This window comes from Roseateles sp. FW305-36 (assembly GCF_058787015.1).
Genome location: NZ_JBYSZK010000004.1, coordinates 161,437 through 175,083, shown reverse-complemented (window position 1 = coordinate 175,083; position 13,647 = coordinate 161,437). Strand labels below are relative to the sequence as shown.

Annotated in this window: 9 protein-coding genes; 4 read left to right on the top strand and 5 right to left on the bottom strand. The window is 69.2% G+C overall.

Going from position 1 to position 13,647, the window contains the following annotated elements; translation table 11 throughout:
* Positions 1-6: 6 nt before the first annotated feature.
* The 4 genes from AC3WOE_RS09390 to AC3WOE_RS09375 are packed head-to-tail and all read left to right on the top strand — an operon-like array spanning position 7 to position 6,195.
* Positions 7-1,839, top strand: coding sequence for a rhamnogalacturonan lyase (locus AC3WOE_RS09390; RefSeq protein WP_492689963.1), 1,833 nt, complete (start codon positions 7-9; stop codon positions 1,837-1,839).
* Positions 1,836-2,825, top strand: coding sequence for a hypothetical protein (locus AC3WOE_RS09385; RefSeq protein WP_492689961.1), 990 nt, complete (start codon positions 1,836-1,838; stop codon positions 2,823-2,825). The genes AC3WOE_RS09390 and AC3WOE_RS09385 overlap by 4 nt, the downstream gene beginning before the upstream one ends.
* A complete protein-coding gene (locus AC3WOE_RS09380) occupies positions 2,825-5,227 on the top strand; it encodes a glycosyl hydrolase 115 family protein (protein ID WP_492689960.1) in 2,403 nt (800 codons plus the stop codon). Before AC3WOE_RS09385 ends, AC3WOE_RS09380 begins: the two co-directional genes overlap by 1 nt.
* A complete protein-coding gene (locus AC3WOE_RS09375) occupies positions 5,224-6,195 on the top strand; it encodes a family 43 glycosylhydrolase (RefSeq protein ID WP_492689959.1) in 972 nt (323 codons plus the stop codon). The genes AC3WOE_RS09380 and AC3WOE_RS09375 overlap by 4 nt, the downstream gene beginning before the upstream one ends.
* A gap of 6 nt (positions 6,196-6,201) precedes the next feature.
* Here AC3WOE_RS09375 and AC3WOE_RS09370 read toward each other — a convergent pair whose 3' ends face one another.
* From AC3WOE_RS09370 to AC3WOE_RS09350, 5 genes are read right to left on the bottom strand one after another with little or no spacing between them, the layout of a single operon-like run.
* Positions 6,202-7,053, bottom strand: coding sequence for a hypothetical protein (locus AC3WOE_RS09370; protein ID WP_492689958.1), 852 nt, complete (start codon positions 7,051-7,053; stop codon positions 6,202-6,204).
* A 43-nt stretch (positions 7,054-7,096) separates the two neighbouring features.
* Positions 7,097-7,864 carry an alpha/beta hydrolase family protein gene (locus tag AC3WOE_RS09365; protein WP_492689956.1) on the bottom strand — a complete coding sequence of 256 codons (768 nt, stop codon included), beginning with the start codon at positions 7,862-7,864 and terminating at the stop codon, positions 7,097-7,099.
* Positions 7,861-8,877: a glycoside hydrolase family 43 protein gene (locus AC3WOE_RS09360; protein ID WP_492689954.1), complete on the bottom strand. Its 1,017-nt coding sequence runs from the start codon at positions 8,875-8,877 to the stop codon at positions 7,861-7,863. The genes AC3WOE_RS09365 and AC3WOE_RS09360 overlap by 4 nt, the downstream gene beginning before the upstream one ends.
* Positions 8,878-8,880: 3 nt before the next feature.
* Positions 8,881-11,814 (bottom strand): glycoside hydrolase family 2 protein, encoded by a 2,934-nt coding sequence (locus AC3WOE_RS09355; RefSeq protein ID WP_492689953.1) that lies wholly within the window; start codon positions 11,812-11,814, stop codon positions 8,881-8,883.
* Positions 11,811-13,643: a glycoside hydrolase family 2 protein gene (locus AC3WOE_RS09350; RefSeq protein ID WP_492689951.1), complete on the bottom strand. Its 1,833-nt coding sequence runs from the start codon at positions 13,641-13,643 to the stop codon at positions 11,811-11,813. Before AC3WOE_RS09350 ends, AC3WOE_RS09355 begins: the two co-directional genes overlap by 4 nt.
* Positions 13,644-13,647 lie beyond the last annotated feature (4 nt).

The following is a 13,647-nucleotide window of genomic DNA, read 5'->3' as shown; positions in this document are numbered from 1 at the left end:
ATCACCATGAGTCTTTCACGCTGCCTTCTTGCCTGTTGCCTGCTGCTGGCGGGCTTGGCTCAGGCACAGCCCAGGCAGATGGAAAGGCTGGACCGCGGCGTCGTCGCGCTGTCGACCTCGTCCGGTGTCTTCGTCAGCTGGCGGCTGCTGGGCACCGAGCCGGCCGAGGTGCGCTTCAACGTCTACCGCGACGGCAAGCGCATCAACCGCGAGCCGCAGGCGTTGACCAATCTGGTCGATGCGCAAGGCCGTGCCGACAGCCTCTACACGGTGCACGCTGTTGTCGATGGCAAGGAACAGCCGGCGTCGCAAGCCGTGGCGCCGTGGAGCCAGCCCTATCTGCGCGTGCCGCTGCAAAAGCCCGAAGGCGGCGTGACGCCCGACGGCGTGGCCTACAGCTACGAGGCCAACGACGGCTCGGCCGCCGACCTCGACGGCGACGGCCAGTACGAGTTGATCGTCAAGTGGCAGCCGACCAATGCCCACGACAACTCGCACAAGGGCTACACCGGCCCCACGCTGCTCGACGCCTACAAGCTCGACGGCACGCGGCTGTGGCGCATCGACCTGGGGCGGAACATCCGCGCCGGCGCCCACTACACCAGCTTCCTCGCCTATGACTTCGACGGCGACGGCAAGGCCGAGGTGATGATGAAGACCGCCGACGGCACGGTCGACGGTGTCGGCAAGATGATCGGCGACGCCAAGGCGGACTACCGCAACGAGGCCGGCTATGTGCTGGCCGGGCCGGAGTTCCTGACCGTCTTCAACGGCCTGACCGGTGCAGCCATGGCCACGGTGCCCTACACGCCGCCGCGCGGCGAGGTGACGGCCTGGGGCGATGGTTATGGCAATCGCGTCGACCGCTTCCTGGCCGGCGTGGCCTACCTCGACGGCCAGCGGCCCAGCGCCGTGTTCTCGCGCGGCTACTACACCCGCGCCGTGCTGGCGGCCTGGGACTGGCGCGACGGCAAGCTGACCCAGCGTTGGGTCTTCGACAGCGACGCCGACGCATCAGCCAAGCCGGCCGCAGGGCAGGGCGCCCACTGGTTCTCGGTCGCCGACGTCGACGGCGATGGCCGTGACGACATCATCTACGGCGCTGCGACCATCGCCAGCACCGGCAAGCTGCTCTACAGCACCGGTCTTTGTCACGGCGACGCCCTGCACGTCGGCGCCTTCGACCCGGCGCGCGAGGGCCAGCAGGTCTTCATGGTGCATGAGACGCCGCGCTGCTACGGCCAGCATGGCCTGGAGATGCACGACGCCGCCACCGGCAAGGTCTTGTGGAGCATGTCCGGAAAGAACAACGATGTGGGTCGTGGCGTCTGCTTCGACATCGATCCCGCCTGGCCCGGCGCCGAATGCTGGGGCTCGGTCGGCGGCCTGATGAGCGCGGGCGGCAAGCTCATCAGCGAGCAGCATCCGAATCGCTACAACTTCGCCATCTGGTGGGACGGCGACCTGCTGCGTGAGTCGCTGGACCAGGTCTCCATCGACAAGTGGAACCCGGCCAGGTTCAAGTTCGAGAACCTGCTCAACGGCAAGGCCTTCGGCGCCGCGTCCAACAATGGCACCAAGGGCACGCCGGTGCTGTCGGCCGATCTCTTCGGCGACTGGCGGGAGGAGGTCGTCTGGCGCAACGAGGACAGCACGGCCCTGCTGATCTTCTCGACGGCGATCCCCACCGAGCACCGCCTGGTGACGCTGATGCACGATCCGCAGTACCGCGTGCAGGTGGCCAACCAGAACGCTGGCTACAACCAGCCGCCGCACACCAGTTTTCATCTCGGCCACGGCATGAAGCCGCCGCGCTACCTGCCCATCACGACGCCATGAAATTCCTTGCGCTGTTGTTGATGGCGTTGCTGACAGGCTGCGTCAGCGTCGAACCGGCAGCGCGGCCCCTCTACCGCGACCCGGTGTGGGACGGTGCGGCCGATGTCTCCCTGGTCTTCAACCGCGGCCTGAAGCGCTGGGAGATGTTCTATACCAACCGGCGCGCCACGCTGCGGCTGGACGACCCCAAGGACGTCAGCTGGGTGCATGCCACGCCCATTGGCATCGCAACGACGGGCGACGGCAACCGCTGGCGCGTGTCGGGCGAGGCGAAGTTCCCGGCCGAATGCACCGGCGCCACGCTGTGGGCGCCCGAGATCCTCGACGCCGACGGCGTCTATCACCTGTGGCTGACCGTCGTGCCCGGCGTGCACAAGAGCTGGACCGGCGAGCGCCGCATCGAGCACCTGACCAGCACCGACCTGCGCACCTGGACCTGCGCCGGCCGCGTCGAACTGGGCTCCAGCAAGGTCATCGACGCCTCCGTCACCCGTCTGCAGAACGGCGGCTGGCGGCTTTGGTACAAGGACGAGGTCGGCGGCAGCAAGCTCAAGTTCGCCGACAGCGCCGACTTGCAGGCCTGGACGCCGCGCGGCGCGGTGAGTCCCTTGCCGGCCGAAGGTCCCAAGGTCTTCCGCTTTGCAAATCAATGGTGGCTGGTGGCCGACCTGTGGAAGGGCCTGCTGGTGCTGCGCTCCGACGATGCCGAGCATTGGCAGGAGCAGCCCGCCCGCCTGCTCGCTGACATCGGCACGGCGCCCACCGACCGCGCCCGCGGCCAGCATCCCGACGTCCAGGTCATCGACGGTCGCGCCTTCATCTTCTACTTCGTGCATCAGGGCGGCGAGCCGGAGGCCAAGGCCGATGACCGCTGGCATCAACGCACCGTCATCCAGGTGGCCGAGCTGAAGCTGCAGGACGGTTGGCTGACCGTCGATCGCCGCGCGCCGCCGCCGGACCTGCGCCGCGTCTTCGGAGCCCGTTGATGCGCGCGTTGCTGCTGGCCCTGCTGTCGAGCCTGGCCGGCACGGTACAGGCAGGGTTCTCGGTCGACACGCGGGCCACATCCGACAGCGTTCCGCTCGACGGCGCCGTCATCGTCGCCGCGCCGGGCGCCGACCCGCTCGAAGCCTTCGTCGCCCGGGACCTCGCCGACGACTTCAAGCGGCTGGGCCTGCGGGTCGGTCGCCAGGGCGCCGTGCAGATCTGGATCGGCACCGCCGGCCACCACCCCGCCATCGATGCAGCGGGCCTGGACCTCGGCCGGCTCCGGGGCTGCTGGGAATGCTTTCATATCGAGCTGCTGCGCAACCCCGCGCCGGGCGTGAAGGCGGCCCTGGTCATCGCCGGTGCCGACCGCCGCGGCACGGCCTATGGCGTCTACACCCTGAGCCAGGCCCTGGGCGTCTCGCCCTGGCATTGGTGGGCCGATGTCGCGCCCCTCAAACGCGGCCCGCTGCACCTTCGCCTCGATGCGCCGCTGCTCGACGGCCCGGCCGTGAAGTACCGCGGCCTTTTCATCAACGACGAGGACTGGGGCCTCTTCCCCTGGGCCTCGCGCAGCTTCGAACCCGAGGCGGCGACGATAGGCCCGCGCACCTACGAGCAGGTATTCCGCCTGCTGCTGCGCCTGAAGGCCAACACGCTGTGGCCGGCCATGCACCAGGTCTCCGGCGCCTTCAATGCCAACCCGCGCAATGCCGAACTGGCGCAGCGCTACGGCATCGTCATGGGCTCGTCCCACGCCGAGCCGCTGCTGCGCAACAACGTCGCCGAGTGGCAGGCGCCGCCGGAGCAATACAACTACGCCACCCACCCGCAGCAGCTGCGCGACTACTGGGCCGAGCGGCTGAAGGCGAACGGGCGTTTCGACAACCTCTACACCCTGGGCATGCGCGGCATCCACGACTCCGGCATGCAGGGCGGCGGCACGCCGGCCCAGAAGCAGGCGCTGCTGAACGGCGTGCTGAAGGACCAGCGCGAACTGCTGGCCCGGCATGTGGGCGACCCGGCCACGCTGCCCCAGGTCTTCGTGCCTTACAAGGAAGTGCTGCCGCTGCTGCCCGGCCTGGACTTGCCCGAGGACGTGACCCTGGTCTGGCCCGACGACAACTTCGGCTACATCCGCCAGTTCCCGGATGCCGCCCAGGCGAAGCGTTCCGGCGGCTCGGGCGTCTACTACCACCTGAGCTATCTCGGCGCGCCGCTGTCCTATCTGTGGCTGAGCACGACGCCGCCGGCACTGGTCGCCGAGGAGATGGGCCGCGCCTTCGATGCCGGCGCGCAGCGTCTGTGGATGGTCAATGCCGGCGACATCAAGCCGCACGAAATCAATCTCAGCCATTGGTTCGACCTGGCCTGGAACCCGACAGCCGTCCGTGCGCAGGGTCAGCAGGCGTATCTGCGCGACCTCGCCCGGCGCCTGTTCGGCATCCCCGAACTTGCCGACCTCTGGGACGGCTACTACCGCCTCAACTTCGAGCGCCGCCCCGAGCATCTGCAATACCAGCTGCCCGGCGAGAAGCCGCGCCGCAGCGGCCTGGCGCCGGCCCTGGTGAACGAGCGCCTGGCCCGCTTCGCGCAACTGCTGAGCCGGCTCGACGCGCAGCGCCCGCGCATCGCGCCCGCTCAGCGCGACGGTTTCTTCCAGCTCGTCGAATATCCACTGCGCGCCTCGGCCCTGGCCAATGAGCGCTTCTTCGCGCTGGAGCGCTATGCCGCGGTGATGGAGGGCGACCCGGCCGGCGCGCGTGCTTTCGCCGCTCAGGCGGTGCGTGCCGACAAGCGCCTCAAGGCCCTGACCGCCCGCTACAACGCCGGCCGCTGGGTCGGCATGCTGGCCGAGGAACCGGCCGATGGCCTGTGGCCGCGTTATCGCCAACTGGCGCCGCTGCTGCCGGCCGCAGGCCTGGGTGGCTCCGCGCCCGACGCCTTGCGCGAGCTGGCCATCGCCGCCTCCGATCTGGCCCCGGTGCCGCCCTTGGAGGCGCTGCCACTGCTCAACGTGACGGCTTCCGACGGCTGGCGCCGCATCCCCGAACTGGGCTGGACGGCGCTGCGGCCCGGTGCCTCGCTGGAACTTCAGGCGGCTGTGCCCGACGGCGCCAGTTGCCTTCACGTCCACGTGCTGCCCGCCTACCCGCTGCAGGCTGGCGAAGCCTGGCAGGCCGAGCTGAGCGTCGACGGTCGCACGCAGGCGCTGCGATGGCCGCGGGGCACGCAGGACGCCGCCTGGGCCCAGGGCGTGCTGGCCAACCGCCTCACCGCGACACTCGATCTGCGCGAACGACCCGTCGGGCCCCTGCGCCTGACGGCCCAGCAACGCGACCTGACGTTTGTGGGTGCCGAACTGCAAGCCGGCGCCTGCGCCCCGGAGACCCAGAGATGAAGCTCATGCCCCTCGCGCTTGCCGCCTTGCTTGCCGCCTCGGCCTGCCAGGCCCAGAACCCCCTGGCCCTCGGCAAGGACCTGCGCACGGCCGACCCTTCCGGCCATGTCTGGCCCGACGGCAGGATGTGGCTCTACACCTCGCACGACGAGGAATGCCAGGAGGACTTCCACATGAAGGACTGGCATGCCTTCTCGTCCAGCGACCTGGTGCACTGGACGGGTCATGGCGCTGTGCTGTCGGTCAAGGACCTGAAGTGGGCCGACGACTACGCCTGGGCGCCCGACGCGGCCTACAAGAACGGCAAGTACTACCTCGTCTTCCCCGCCGGCAATGGCGTCAAGGACAGGCAGCACCCGGAGCGCAGCACCAAGTGGATGGGCATAGGCATCGCCGAGAGCGACTCGCCCGCCGGCCCCTTCAAGGACATGATCGGCGCCCCGCTATGGCGCAAGCCCTATGCCAATGATCCCGCCCTCTTCATCGACGACGACGGCCGAGCCTATCTCTACAGCCGGACCTCGGGCGTCAACTACCTGGTGGCGGAGATGGCCGATGACATGCGCAGCCTCAAGGGCGAGCTGCAGAAGATGGACATGGGGGGTTATGAGCCGCCGATGGAAGGGCCATGGGTGTTCAAGCGCAACGGCCTCTACTACTTCACGATGCCCGAGCACAACCGCATCCTGACCTACTACACCGCCACCGCGCCCAGGGGTCCCTGGACCTACCGCGGCGTCATCATGGAAGCCGAGGGCGGGAACAACCACCATTCCATCGTCCAGTACCAGGGGCGCTGGATCCTCTTCTATCACCGCTGGCTGGACGTGCCCGGCGCCGCTTGCGCGAAGCAGCAGCGCCATGTCGCGGCGGAGTATCTGCACTTCAACGACGACGGCAGCATCCGCAAGGTGGAGAGGACGACGCGGGGCGTGGCGGACTTTGCCGCGCGTGCAGACATGCGCTGAGAAGCTTCAGGCGCCGTGCTCGCCGTGCCCTGCGACTTCGCGCCACACCGCCATGGTCCTGGCCGTCCGGCTGGGCGGCTTGGGCAGGCGCCCGGGCATCAGCAGGTCCAGGGCCTGGACGGTGCGGGTGAGGAAGGGCAGGGAGAACACCAAAGGCATGCTCATCAGCCTGAGGGCCGCGGGCGTTCCGGCCTGGAACTGAAGCAGCTGATGGACGGAGTAAGGCAGGGTCTGCACCTGCTGCGAGAGCTGCAGGGTGACCGACTTGTGCCAGTCGGCATTGACGCCGCTCATGGCGCAGCGCTCGCGCCGGGTCAGGTGGAAATCCGGCGGGTCGCTGCGCCGCAGGCGAAGCCGCAGTTCCGCCTGCGGCACCGCCGGCAGCGCAGCCAGGTACTCATGCGTTTCCAGCGCCAGCTGCAGCCGCGCCGCATCGGCCCGGATGCCGGTGATGGCCGGGTCCGTCGAACCGATGCCGCCCAGGATCTTGAGGCGGCGCGTGGCGTCATGCAGTTCCCAGAGCCGGATGCGAAACCCCCGCTCCGAGTCCGTCACCGCATGACCCGCGATGTACTCGAAGGCGTCATGGGCCTCGATGGCGCAGCGCGCCAGGGCGGACAGGGAAGGAAGGTCCCACAGCTCGTGCGGCGGCTGCTGGGTCGGCTCGGGCGCCAGCCGGCGCAAGGCGATGCAGTGGGACAGCAGCTTGACGAAGATCTGTTCGCCGTAGCGCTGATGCGGCGCGGCGGGCGTCAATCCCGCGAGGGCCGCCGCAACCGCCTTGCCGTGCTCCAGCACGGCGTCGAACTCGCGCAGCTTGGCTCGGTAGTCGCCCCAGGTATTGATCGCTTCCAGCATGCTTGACTCATGACCTCCAGAACCGGCAAGGGTAGGCGAAGTTTCAGCCGGCCAGTTTCACGCTGATCCAGCGGGCCGCCAGAGCCGGCCATTGATCGTGTGTTCCGCACGGGCTGCGCAGCGCAAAACCATGCTCGGCTTGCGGGAAGACATGGGCCTCGACATCCAGCCCATGCAGCTGGGCAGCGGCGATGAGATTCATGGCATGAGCAATGGGCACGATGGGATCGTGAAGGGCATAGACCAGGAAGACCGGGCAGCGCGACAGGCCATGCGGCTCGCTGGCGATGCCTATGGGCCAGGCGTCGTAGAAGGCCTGCTTCTCGGCCGGGGCGAAGTCGGGCTTGGCCGCCGGGACCTTGTGGTCACGGTGGTTGGCGTTGATGGGAGCGTAGGCGATGACGGCGCCGGCGCAATCGCCCTGGCAGGCCATCACGCCGGCCAGATGGCCGCCGGAAGACAGGCCCACATGCAGCAGCGGCAGCGGCGGCAGCGTGGCGAGATGGTCGAGGGCCAGCAGGCCGTCCTGCAGCGCGATGTCGAAAGGCTGGCCGTCCTGGCCGGGCAGGCGGTGCACCAGCACATAGGCGTCCAGCCCCAGCGTGTTGAGCCAGCGCGCGACCTCGACGCCTTCCTTGTCGTGCATCAGCTGCAGATAGCCGCCCCCCGCGTAGACCAGGGCCCGGCCGCGGGCCGGCAGGGACGAGGGATAGGCGTGCAGCTCGGCGCGGGTGGGTCGGCGGCAGATGCGGTCGGGTGATTCGCCGTCGAAGACATTGGGCGCGCCGGCCGACAAGGCGATGACCGTCATGGCTGGCCCTCGCGCAGCGGCCGCCCGAAGTCGGGCATGCCGTCGGCCGTGAAGCGCAGCGGCTGCACGCGCGTGGCGCGGCCGCTGTCCTTCAGCGGGTCGCCGACGATGTCGCGGTAGTTGCGGGCGTGGAAGACATTCAGCACCGTGCCATCGGGCTCGGTCACGAAGCTGTTGTGTCCGGGACCGTAGATGCCGTTCTCGGGGCTGCTGACGAACACCGGCCCCGGCGACTTGCGCCAGGACGTGGCGTCGAGCAGGTCGGCGTTCTCGTCGGCCCACAGCAGGCCCAGGCAGTACTCGGCGCCGGTGCCGGCCGCCGAGTAGCTGATGAAGATGCGGCCGCCATGGACGAGCACGGCGGGCGCCTCGTTGACGATATGGCGCACCTGCTCCCAGGCGTACTCGGGGCGGCTCAGCAGCACCTGCGGGCCCTCCAGCGTCGTCGGGCTGGCCATGCGCTGCAGATAGATGTTGGTGCTGTGGTTCCTTGTCGCCGGGTCGGTCTGGGCCCAGGCCAGATAGCGCTTGCCGCGGTGCTCGAAGACGGTGGCGTCCAGTGTGAAGCTCTCCCACGCCGTCTTGATCTGGCCGCGCTCCGTCCACTCGCCCTGCAAAGGATCGGCCGCGGCGTTCTCCAGCACCCAGAGGCGGATCTTCCACGGCTCCCTGGCCTCGCTGGCGCTGAAGTAGATGAACCAGCGGCCGTCGAGGAAATGCAGCTCTGGCGCCCAGATATTGCGGCTCATCGGGCCGCCGTCGTGCCTGCGCCAGACGATCCTGGGTTCGGCCGTCGCCAGGCCGGCGACGCTGCGGGCGCGGCGCAGCTCCAGCCGGTCGTACTCGGGCACGGTGGCCATCAGGTAGTACCAGCCGTCGCTGTGGCGCAGCACCTGAGGGTCGGCGCGCTGCGGGATCAGCGGGTTGGGCCAGGTCTGGGCCGAGGCGGGCAGGGCTGGCGCCAGCAGCGCGGCGGCCAGCAGCTGGCGGCGGGTGAGACGGGATGCGGGCATGGCTCAGGGCAGCTTGTAGAACTCGGCTTCGACGATGGATAGCACACTGCGTCCGAGGCGGGCGGTGCCGGTGTCGACGATCTTCTGGTTGGCGACTTCGGTGTCGGCGGTCGCTGTGCCGCCCTGGGCATCGCCGGTCAGCTCGATGCTGACCAGCTGGCCGCGCTGCGGCCGCAGCGGCAGCGTCACATAGCCCAGGCTGCGCTCGGTCAGGCCACGCCAGACGGCGATGCCATCGACGCGGATGACCAGCGGATATTGGCGCTCGCGCCAGCCGCCGAGCTTGAGCGTGATCTCCCTCAGCGTCGTGGCCTCGGCCAGGTGGAAGCGGATGCCGCTTTTGCCGGGCTCGCTGGTCCAGGCCGTCGACTCGTCGTCGTCGATGGCATGGGCCGGCGTGCCGCTGTCGGCTTCCACGGCAGACACGGCAACGGCGATGCGGCTGACGGTGAAGGACGGCGTCGCAGGCGTCGGGCCGCGCGTGGATGGCGGGGCGAGGCCATCGGCGGGGAAGCGCGTGCTCAAGCCCCCGCTGACCTTCACGGGCTGCGAGCGCAGCTCCAGCGTCGCCGGGGCCAGGCCCGGGGCTTCGGCGCGCAGCGTGATGAGGCCGGCCTCGGTCGTGCTGCGCACCAGCACGCGGTTCACGCCGCCCTCCACCGGCAGCTCGCGCGCCAGCACGAAGTTGTTCGGTCCCTGCGCGATGCCACCGCGCCACTCGGCGGGCCCGTCGAGGCTGAACCTGACGCTGTCCAGCGCCAGCGGTTGACGCCGGCCCTTGGCATCGACGACCTCGACCTGCACCAGGGCCAGGTCGGCGCCATCGGCCTGCAGGCCCAGGGGATGCGTCTGCGCCGTCAGCTTCAGCGCCGCCGGCGCGCCCGCCGTCACGCGCAGGTCCTCGCAGACCTGGCGGCCCTCCTTGTCCAGACCCACGGCGCGCAGTTCACCGGGCTCGAACTTCACGCCGTCGAAGCGGAAGACGAAGGGCTCGCTGGCGGCGCTCGCACCGAGGGGCCGGCCATTCAGCATCAGCAGCACGCGAGCGGCACTGGAGATGACGGTGACGGTCTTGACCGTACCGGCAGGGTAGTTCCAGTGGCCCACCAGGTGGGCGCGGGGCTTCTCGACATCGACCCAGCCGTCCCACATCACCTGGTGGGCGAAGAAGCCGTCCTTGGGAATGCGCATGGCATCCACCTCGCCGCTGCGGCGGTAGTTCTCGGCGCCGCGGTGGTGGGTGTTGCTGTCGCTGAAGATGATGTTGACGCCGCCGGCCGACACCCGCGTGCCCGTGCCCGGCCGCTCGCGCCAGTAGTCCACCCAGCGACGCACGTCCTCCAGCGCCTGGCTGTCCTGGTTGCGGTTGTAGGCAGCGGCGCTCTGGCCCTTGTGCTCGGGGCCGTCTCCGTCGCGGTGCAAGGGCGGCGAGAGTTCGTCCCAGAATTTGCGGGCGGCTTCGTCGCGCGAGTACTCCATGGCCCACATGGGGCGGCGCGCGCTCTTGTTGACGTAGAGCATCTCGCCGCCGTACTCGGCCACGTCCTGCAGGGCACTGGACAGCATTTCGCGGCTGCCGGCCGCACGGCCGCCATGCGGGTCGAAGCGGTCGCGCAGGGCTTTCACCTCGGCCATGTGCTCGGCGCTGACGCCGCGGTTGCCCGACTCGATCATCAGCACCGAGGGGTTGTTGCGGAAGTAGATGAGGGCGTCGCGCATGGCTTCCATGCGCTGCTCCCAGCGCCGGCCGTTCACGTCGGCTTCGGAGTCGCCCGCCGGCATGGCCTGCATCAGGCCGAGGCGGTCCAGAGATTCGACGTCCTGCTTCCACGGCGCCGTATGCATCCAGCGCACGAAGTTGGCGTTGCTGGCCAGCATCTGGCCGTTGCTGTAGTCGCTCAGCCAGGCCGGCACCGACAGGCCAATGGCCGGCCACTCGTTGCTGGTGCGCTGGGCATATCCCTTGAGCTGGATGACGCGGCCGTTGAGCATGACCATGCCGTTGGCGAAGGCGGTCTGTCGAAAGCCCGTTCGGGTGATGACGGTGTCGACGGGCTTGCCGTCGACGCTCAGTGTGGTCTCGACGTCGTAGAGTGCTCCGTAGCCCCAGCTCCACAATTGCAGGCCGTCGACGGCTGCCTGGGCGCTGACGGTGGTGGTGGCGCCGGCCGACAGGGTCTGTGCCGGCGCCTTGAAGCTGGCGACGAGCTTGCCTTTTCGATCGCGCAGAGCGACGTCGAAACCGAAGCGGCGCGGCTTGTCGTGCTCGTTGCGCACCTGCGCTTCGGCGGCGATGGTCGCCCGCCCGGCCTTGATGTCGAAGTCAGCCGCGTAGACATAGACGCCGGTCGTGCCGAGGTTGGCGTACAGCGGCAGGGTCTGGTAGAGCCTGTCGGTGATGTGCAGCTTCAGGTTCTTGGGCAGGCCGCCGTAGTTGGCGTTGAAGTTCTTGTCGGCCCACTGGTAGCGCTGGTGGGTGGCCTGCTCGCGGTAGTCCCAGCGGTTGTCGGTGCGCACGGCGATGAGGTTGTCGCCGGGCTTGGCGACCTGGCTCAGGTCGAAGCCGAAGGCCGTCACGCCGTTCTCGTGCAGGCCGATGCGCTGGCCGTTGACCCAGACCTCGGCGGCCTGGCGGGCGCCTTCGAACTCGATGAAGACCTTGCGGCCGGCGACGTCCCTGGGCAGGGTGAAGCGCTTGCGGTACCAGGCGATGCCGGTGCTGTGGTCGACGATGTCCTTGGCGAAGGCGTCGTCCTCGTTCCAGGCGCGAGGCAGGGTGACGGGCTTCCAGGCGCTGTCGTCGAAGGCCGTGGCTTCGGCGCCGGGGGCGTCGCCGACGTGCAGGCGCCAGCCGGGATTGAAGTTGTAGACCTCGCGGGCCGCATGGGCCGACAACGCCGCCGCTGCCAAGGCCAGGGCGGCCAGCCATCGCTTCATTTCGCCTGCGCCTGGTAATGCTCGGCCAGCACGTCGAAGGCCAGCTTGCGCTGCCCCGTCTCGGAGATCAGGCCCTTGCGGTTCCAGCCGTTCTGGTAGACCGGATGCTCGCGGCGCGGCGAGCGGAAGTCCTTCAGGATCCAGGGCGACATGCCGCGCAGCGTTGGCACCTTGGCGGCCATGGCCAGGGTCGCGCGGTAGTAGTCGGCCTGGTAGTCCTCGCTGAACTTGGGACGCAACGTCGGGTCGCGGAAGCCGGCGAAGGCGTCGGCGCCGAACTCGGAGAACAGCAGGGGCTTGTCGGCCGGCACGTCCCAGCGCAGGCGGCGCACGGTGTCCAGGTCGTCGTCGCCATACCAGCCGGCATAGGTGTTGACGGCGACGACGTCGAGCTGGGGCAGCAGCGGGTCGGCGATGTGGATGGTGTCGCCCTTGCGCTCGACGAGCAGGGCCGCGGAGACGAGGCGGCTGGCGTCGATGGCGCGCACGGTCTCGGCCAGGGCGGTGTGGAAGCGCGTGCGGGCGTCGGTCACCGGGGTCTCGTTGCCGATGCTCCACAGGATCAGCGCGGCGCGGTTGCGGTCGCGGTAGATGATCTCGGCCTGCATGCGGCGGGCCTTGTCCAGCACGGCCGGCGTCTCCCAGTCGATGCTCCAGTAGACCGGGATCTCGCTCCACACCAGCAGGCCCAGCTCGTCGGCCACGCGCAGCATGGTCTCGTTGTGGGGGTAGTGGGACAGGCGCACATAGTTGCCGTGCAGGCCGTTCTTCACCTCGCCGAGCAGGCGACGCGCGGCGGCCTCGTCGATGCGGCGTGCCGGGTTGGGGGCTATCTCCTCCTCGTGGATGGAGATGCCGCGCAGGGTGACGGGCTGGCCGTTGAGCAGGATCTCGCTGCCGCGCACGGCGATGGTCCGGAAGCCCATGCGGTCGCGCACGCGATCACCACCTGCTTCGAAATCCACGTCGTAGAGCGTCGGCGATTCGGGGGACCAGCGCTTCAGTGCGGCCGGGGCTGGGCCATCGAAGCGCGCTTCGCCATTGGCATTGGTGCGAGCCTGCAGTACGGTCCCCAGCGCGGTGATGCGCAGGCTGACAGTCTGTTGGGCGGCCTGCGGGCCGTTGAGCTGGACGCTGCCCACCAGCCGGCCGGCGTCGGTCAGGCGCAGCGTCGCGTCGTCGATGAAGGTGGCCGGCGTCTGCATCAGCTTGACGGGCCGCGTGATGCCGCCGTACAGGTCCCAATCGGTGATCTCGGCCGGGATGGTCTGGGCATCGTGCCTGGAGTCCACGCCGATGACGAGGCGGTTGCCGGTCTCGCGCAGGGCCTGGGTGACCTCGACCACAAAGGGCGTGAAGCCGCCTTCATGCCGGCCGACCTCCTTGCCGTTGAGGAAGACCATGGCGCGGTAGTTGACGGCCTCGAAGCGCAGAAAGCTGCGCTGCCCCGGCTTGGGTGACGGCGCGTCGAAGCGGCGTTGCAGCCACATCAGTCCGTCGAAATAGCGCAGTTCGGGCGTGGCCGAATTCCAGGCGCCGGGGATGTCCATGGCCGCACCTCGGTCGAGGTCGTATTCGAAGAAGCCGACGCCGCCCTTGGCTTCGGTGCTCGCCACGTCCACGTCGCGGAAGCGTTCCATGCGCGGCTTGGCGGGCCATCCGTTGATGTCGGTGAGGCCCGTGCGGTAGAGGTCCTTGGAATAGGTCCAGCGGCCCGACAGGTCCTGGGCCGCGGCACGCGCCGTCAGCAGCAGGGGTGGGCGAAGCGAGTCGGCGACGGCGACCGAGGCGAGAGCCCAGGCCAGGGCGAGGGTGATCCAGGCGCGCATGGCT

Bases quoted from the DNA above. Each gene is read 5' to 3' on its own strand.
- AC3WOE_RS09385 (WP_492689961.1), top strand. From the start codon at position 1,836: ATGAAATTCCTTGCGCTGTTGTTGATGGCGTTGCTGACAGGCTGCGTC.
- AC3WOE_RS09370 (WP_492689958.1), bottom strand. From the start codon at position 7,053: ATGCTGGAAGCGATCAATACCTGGGGCGACTACCGAGCCAAGCTGCGC.
- AC3WOE_RS09355 (WP_492689953.1), bottom strand. From the start codon at position 11,814: ATGAAGCGATGGCTGGCCGCCCTGGCCTTGGCAGCGGCGGCGTTGTCG.
- AC3WOE_RS09375 (WP_492689959.1), top strand. From the start codon at position 5,224: ATGAAGCTCATGCCCCTCGCGCTTGCCGCCTTGCTTGCCGCCTCGGCC.
- AC3WOE_RS09380 (WP_492689960.1), top strand. From the start codon at position 2,825: ATGCGCGCGTTGCTGCTGGCCCTGCTGTCGAGCCTGGCCGGCACGGTA.
- AC3WOE_RS09390 (WP_492689963.1), top strand. From the start codon at position 7: ATGAGTCTTTCACGCTGCCTTCTTGCCTGTTGCCTGCTGCTGGCGGGC.
- AC3WOE_RS09365 (WP_492689956.1), bottom strand. From the start codon at position 7,864: ATGACGGTCATCGCCTTGTCGGCCGGCGCGCCCAATGTCTTCGACGGC.
- AC3WOE_RS09350 (WP_492689951.1), bottom strand. From the start codon at position 13,643: ATGCGCGCCTGGATCACCCTCGCCCTGGCCTGGGCTCTCGCCTCGGTC.
- AC3WOE_RS09360 (WP_492689954.1), bottom strand. From the start codon at position 8,877: ATGCCCGCATCCCGTCTCACCCGCCGCCAGCTGCTGGCCGCCGCGCTG.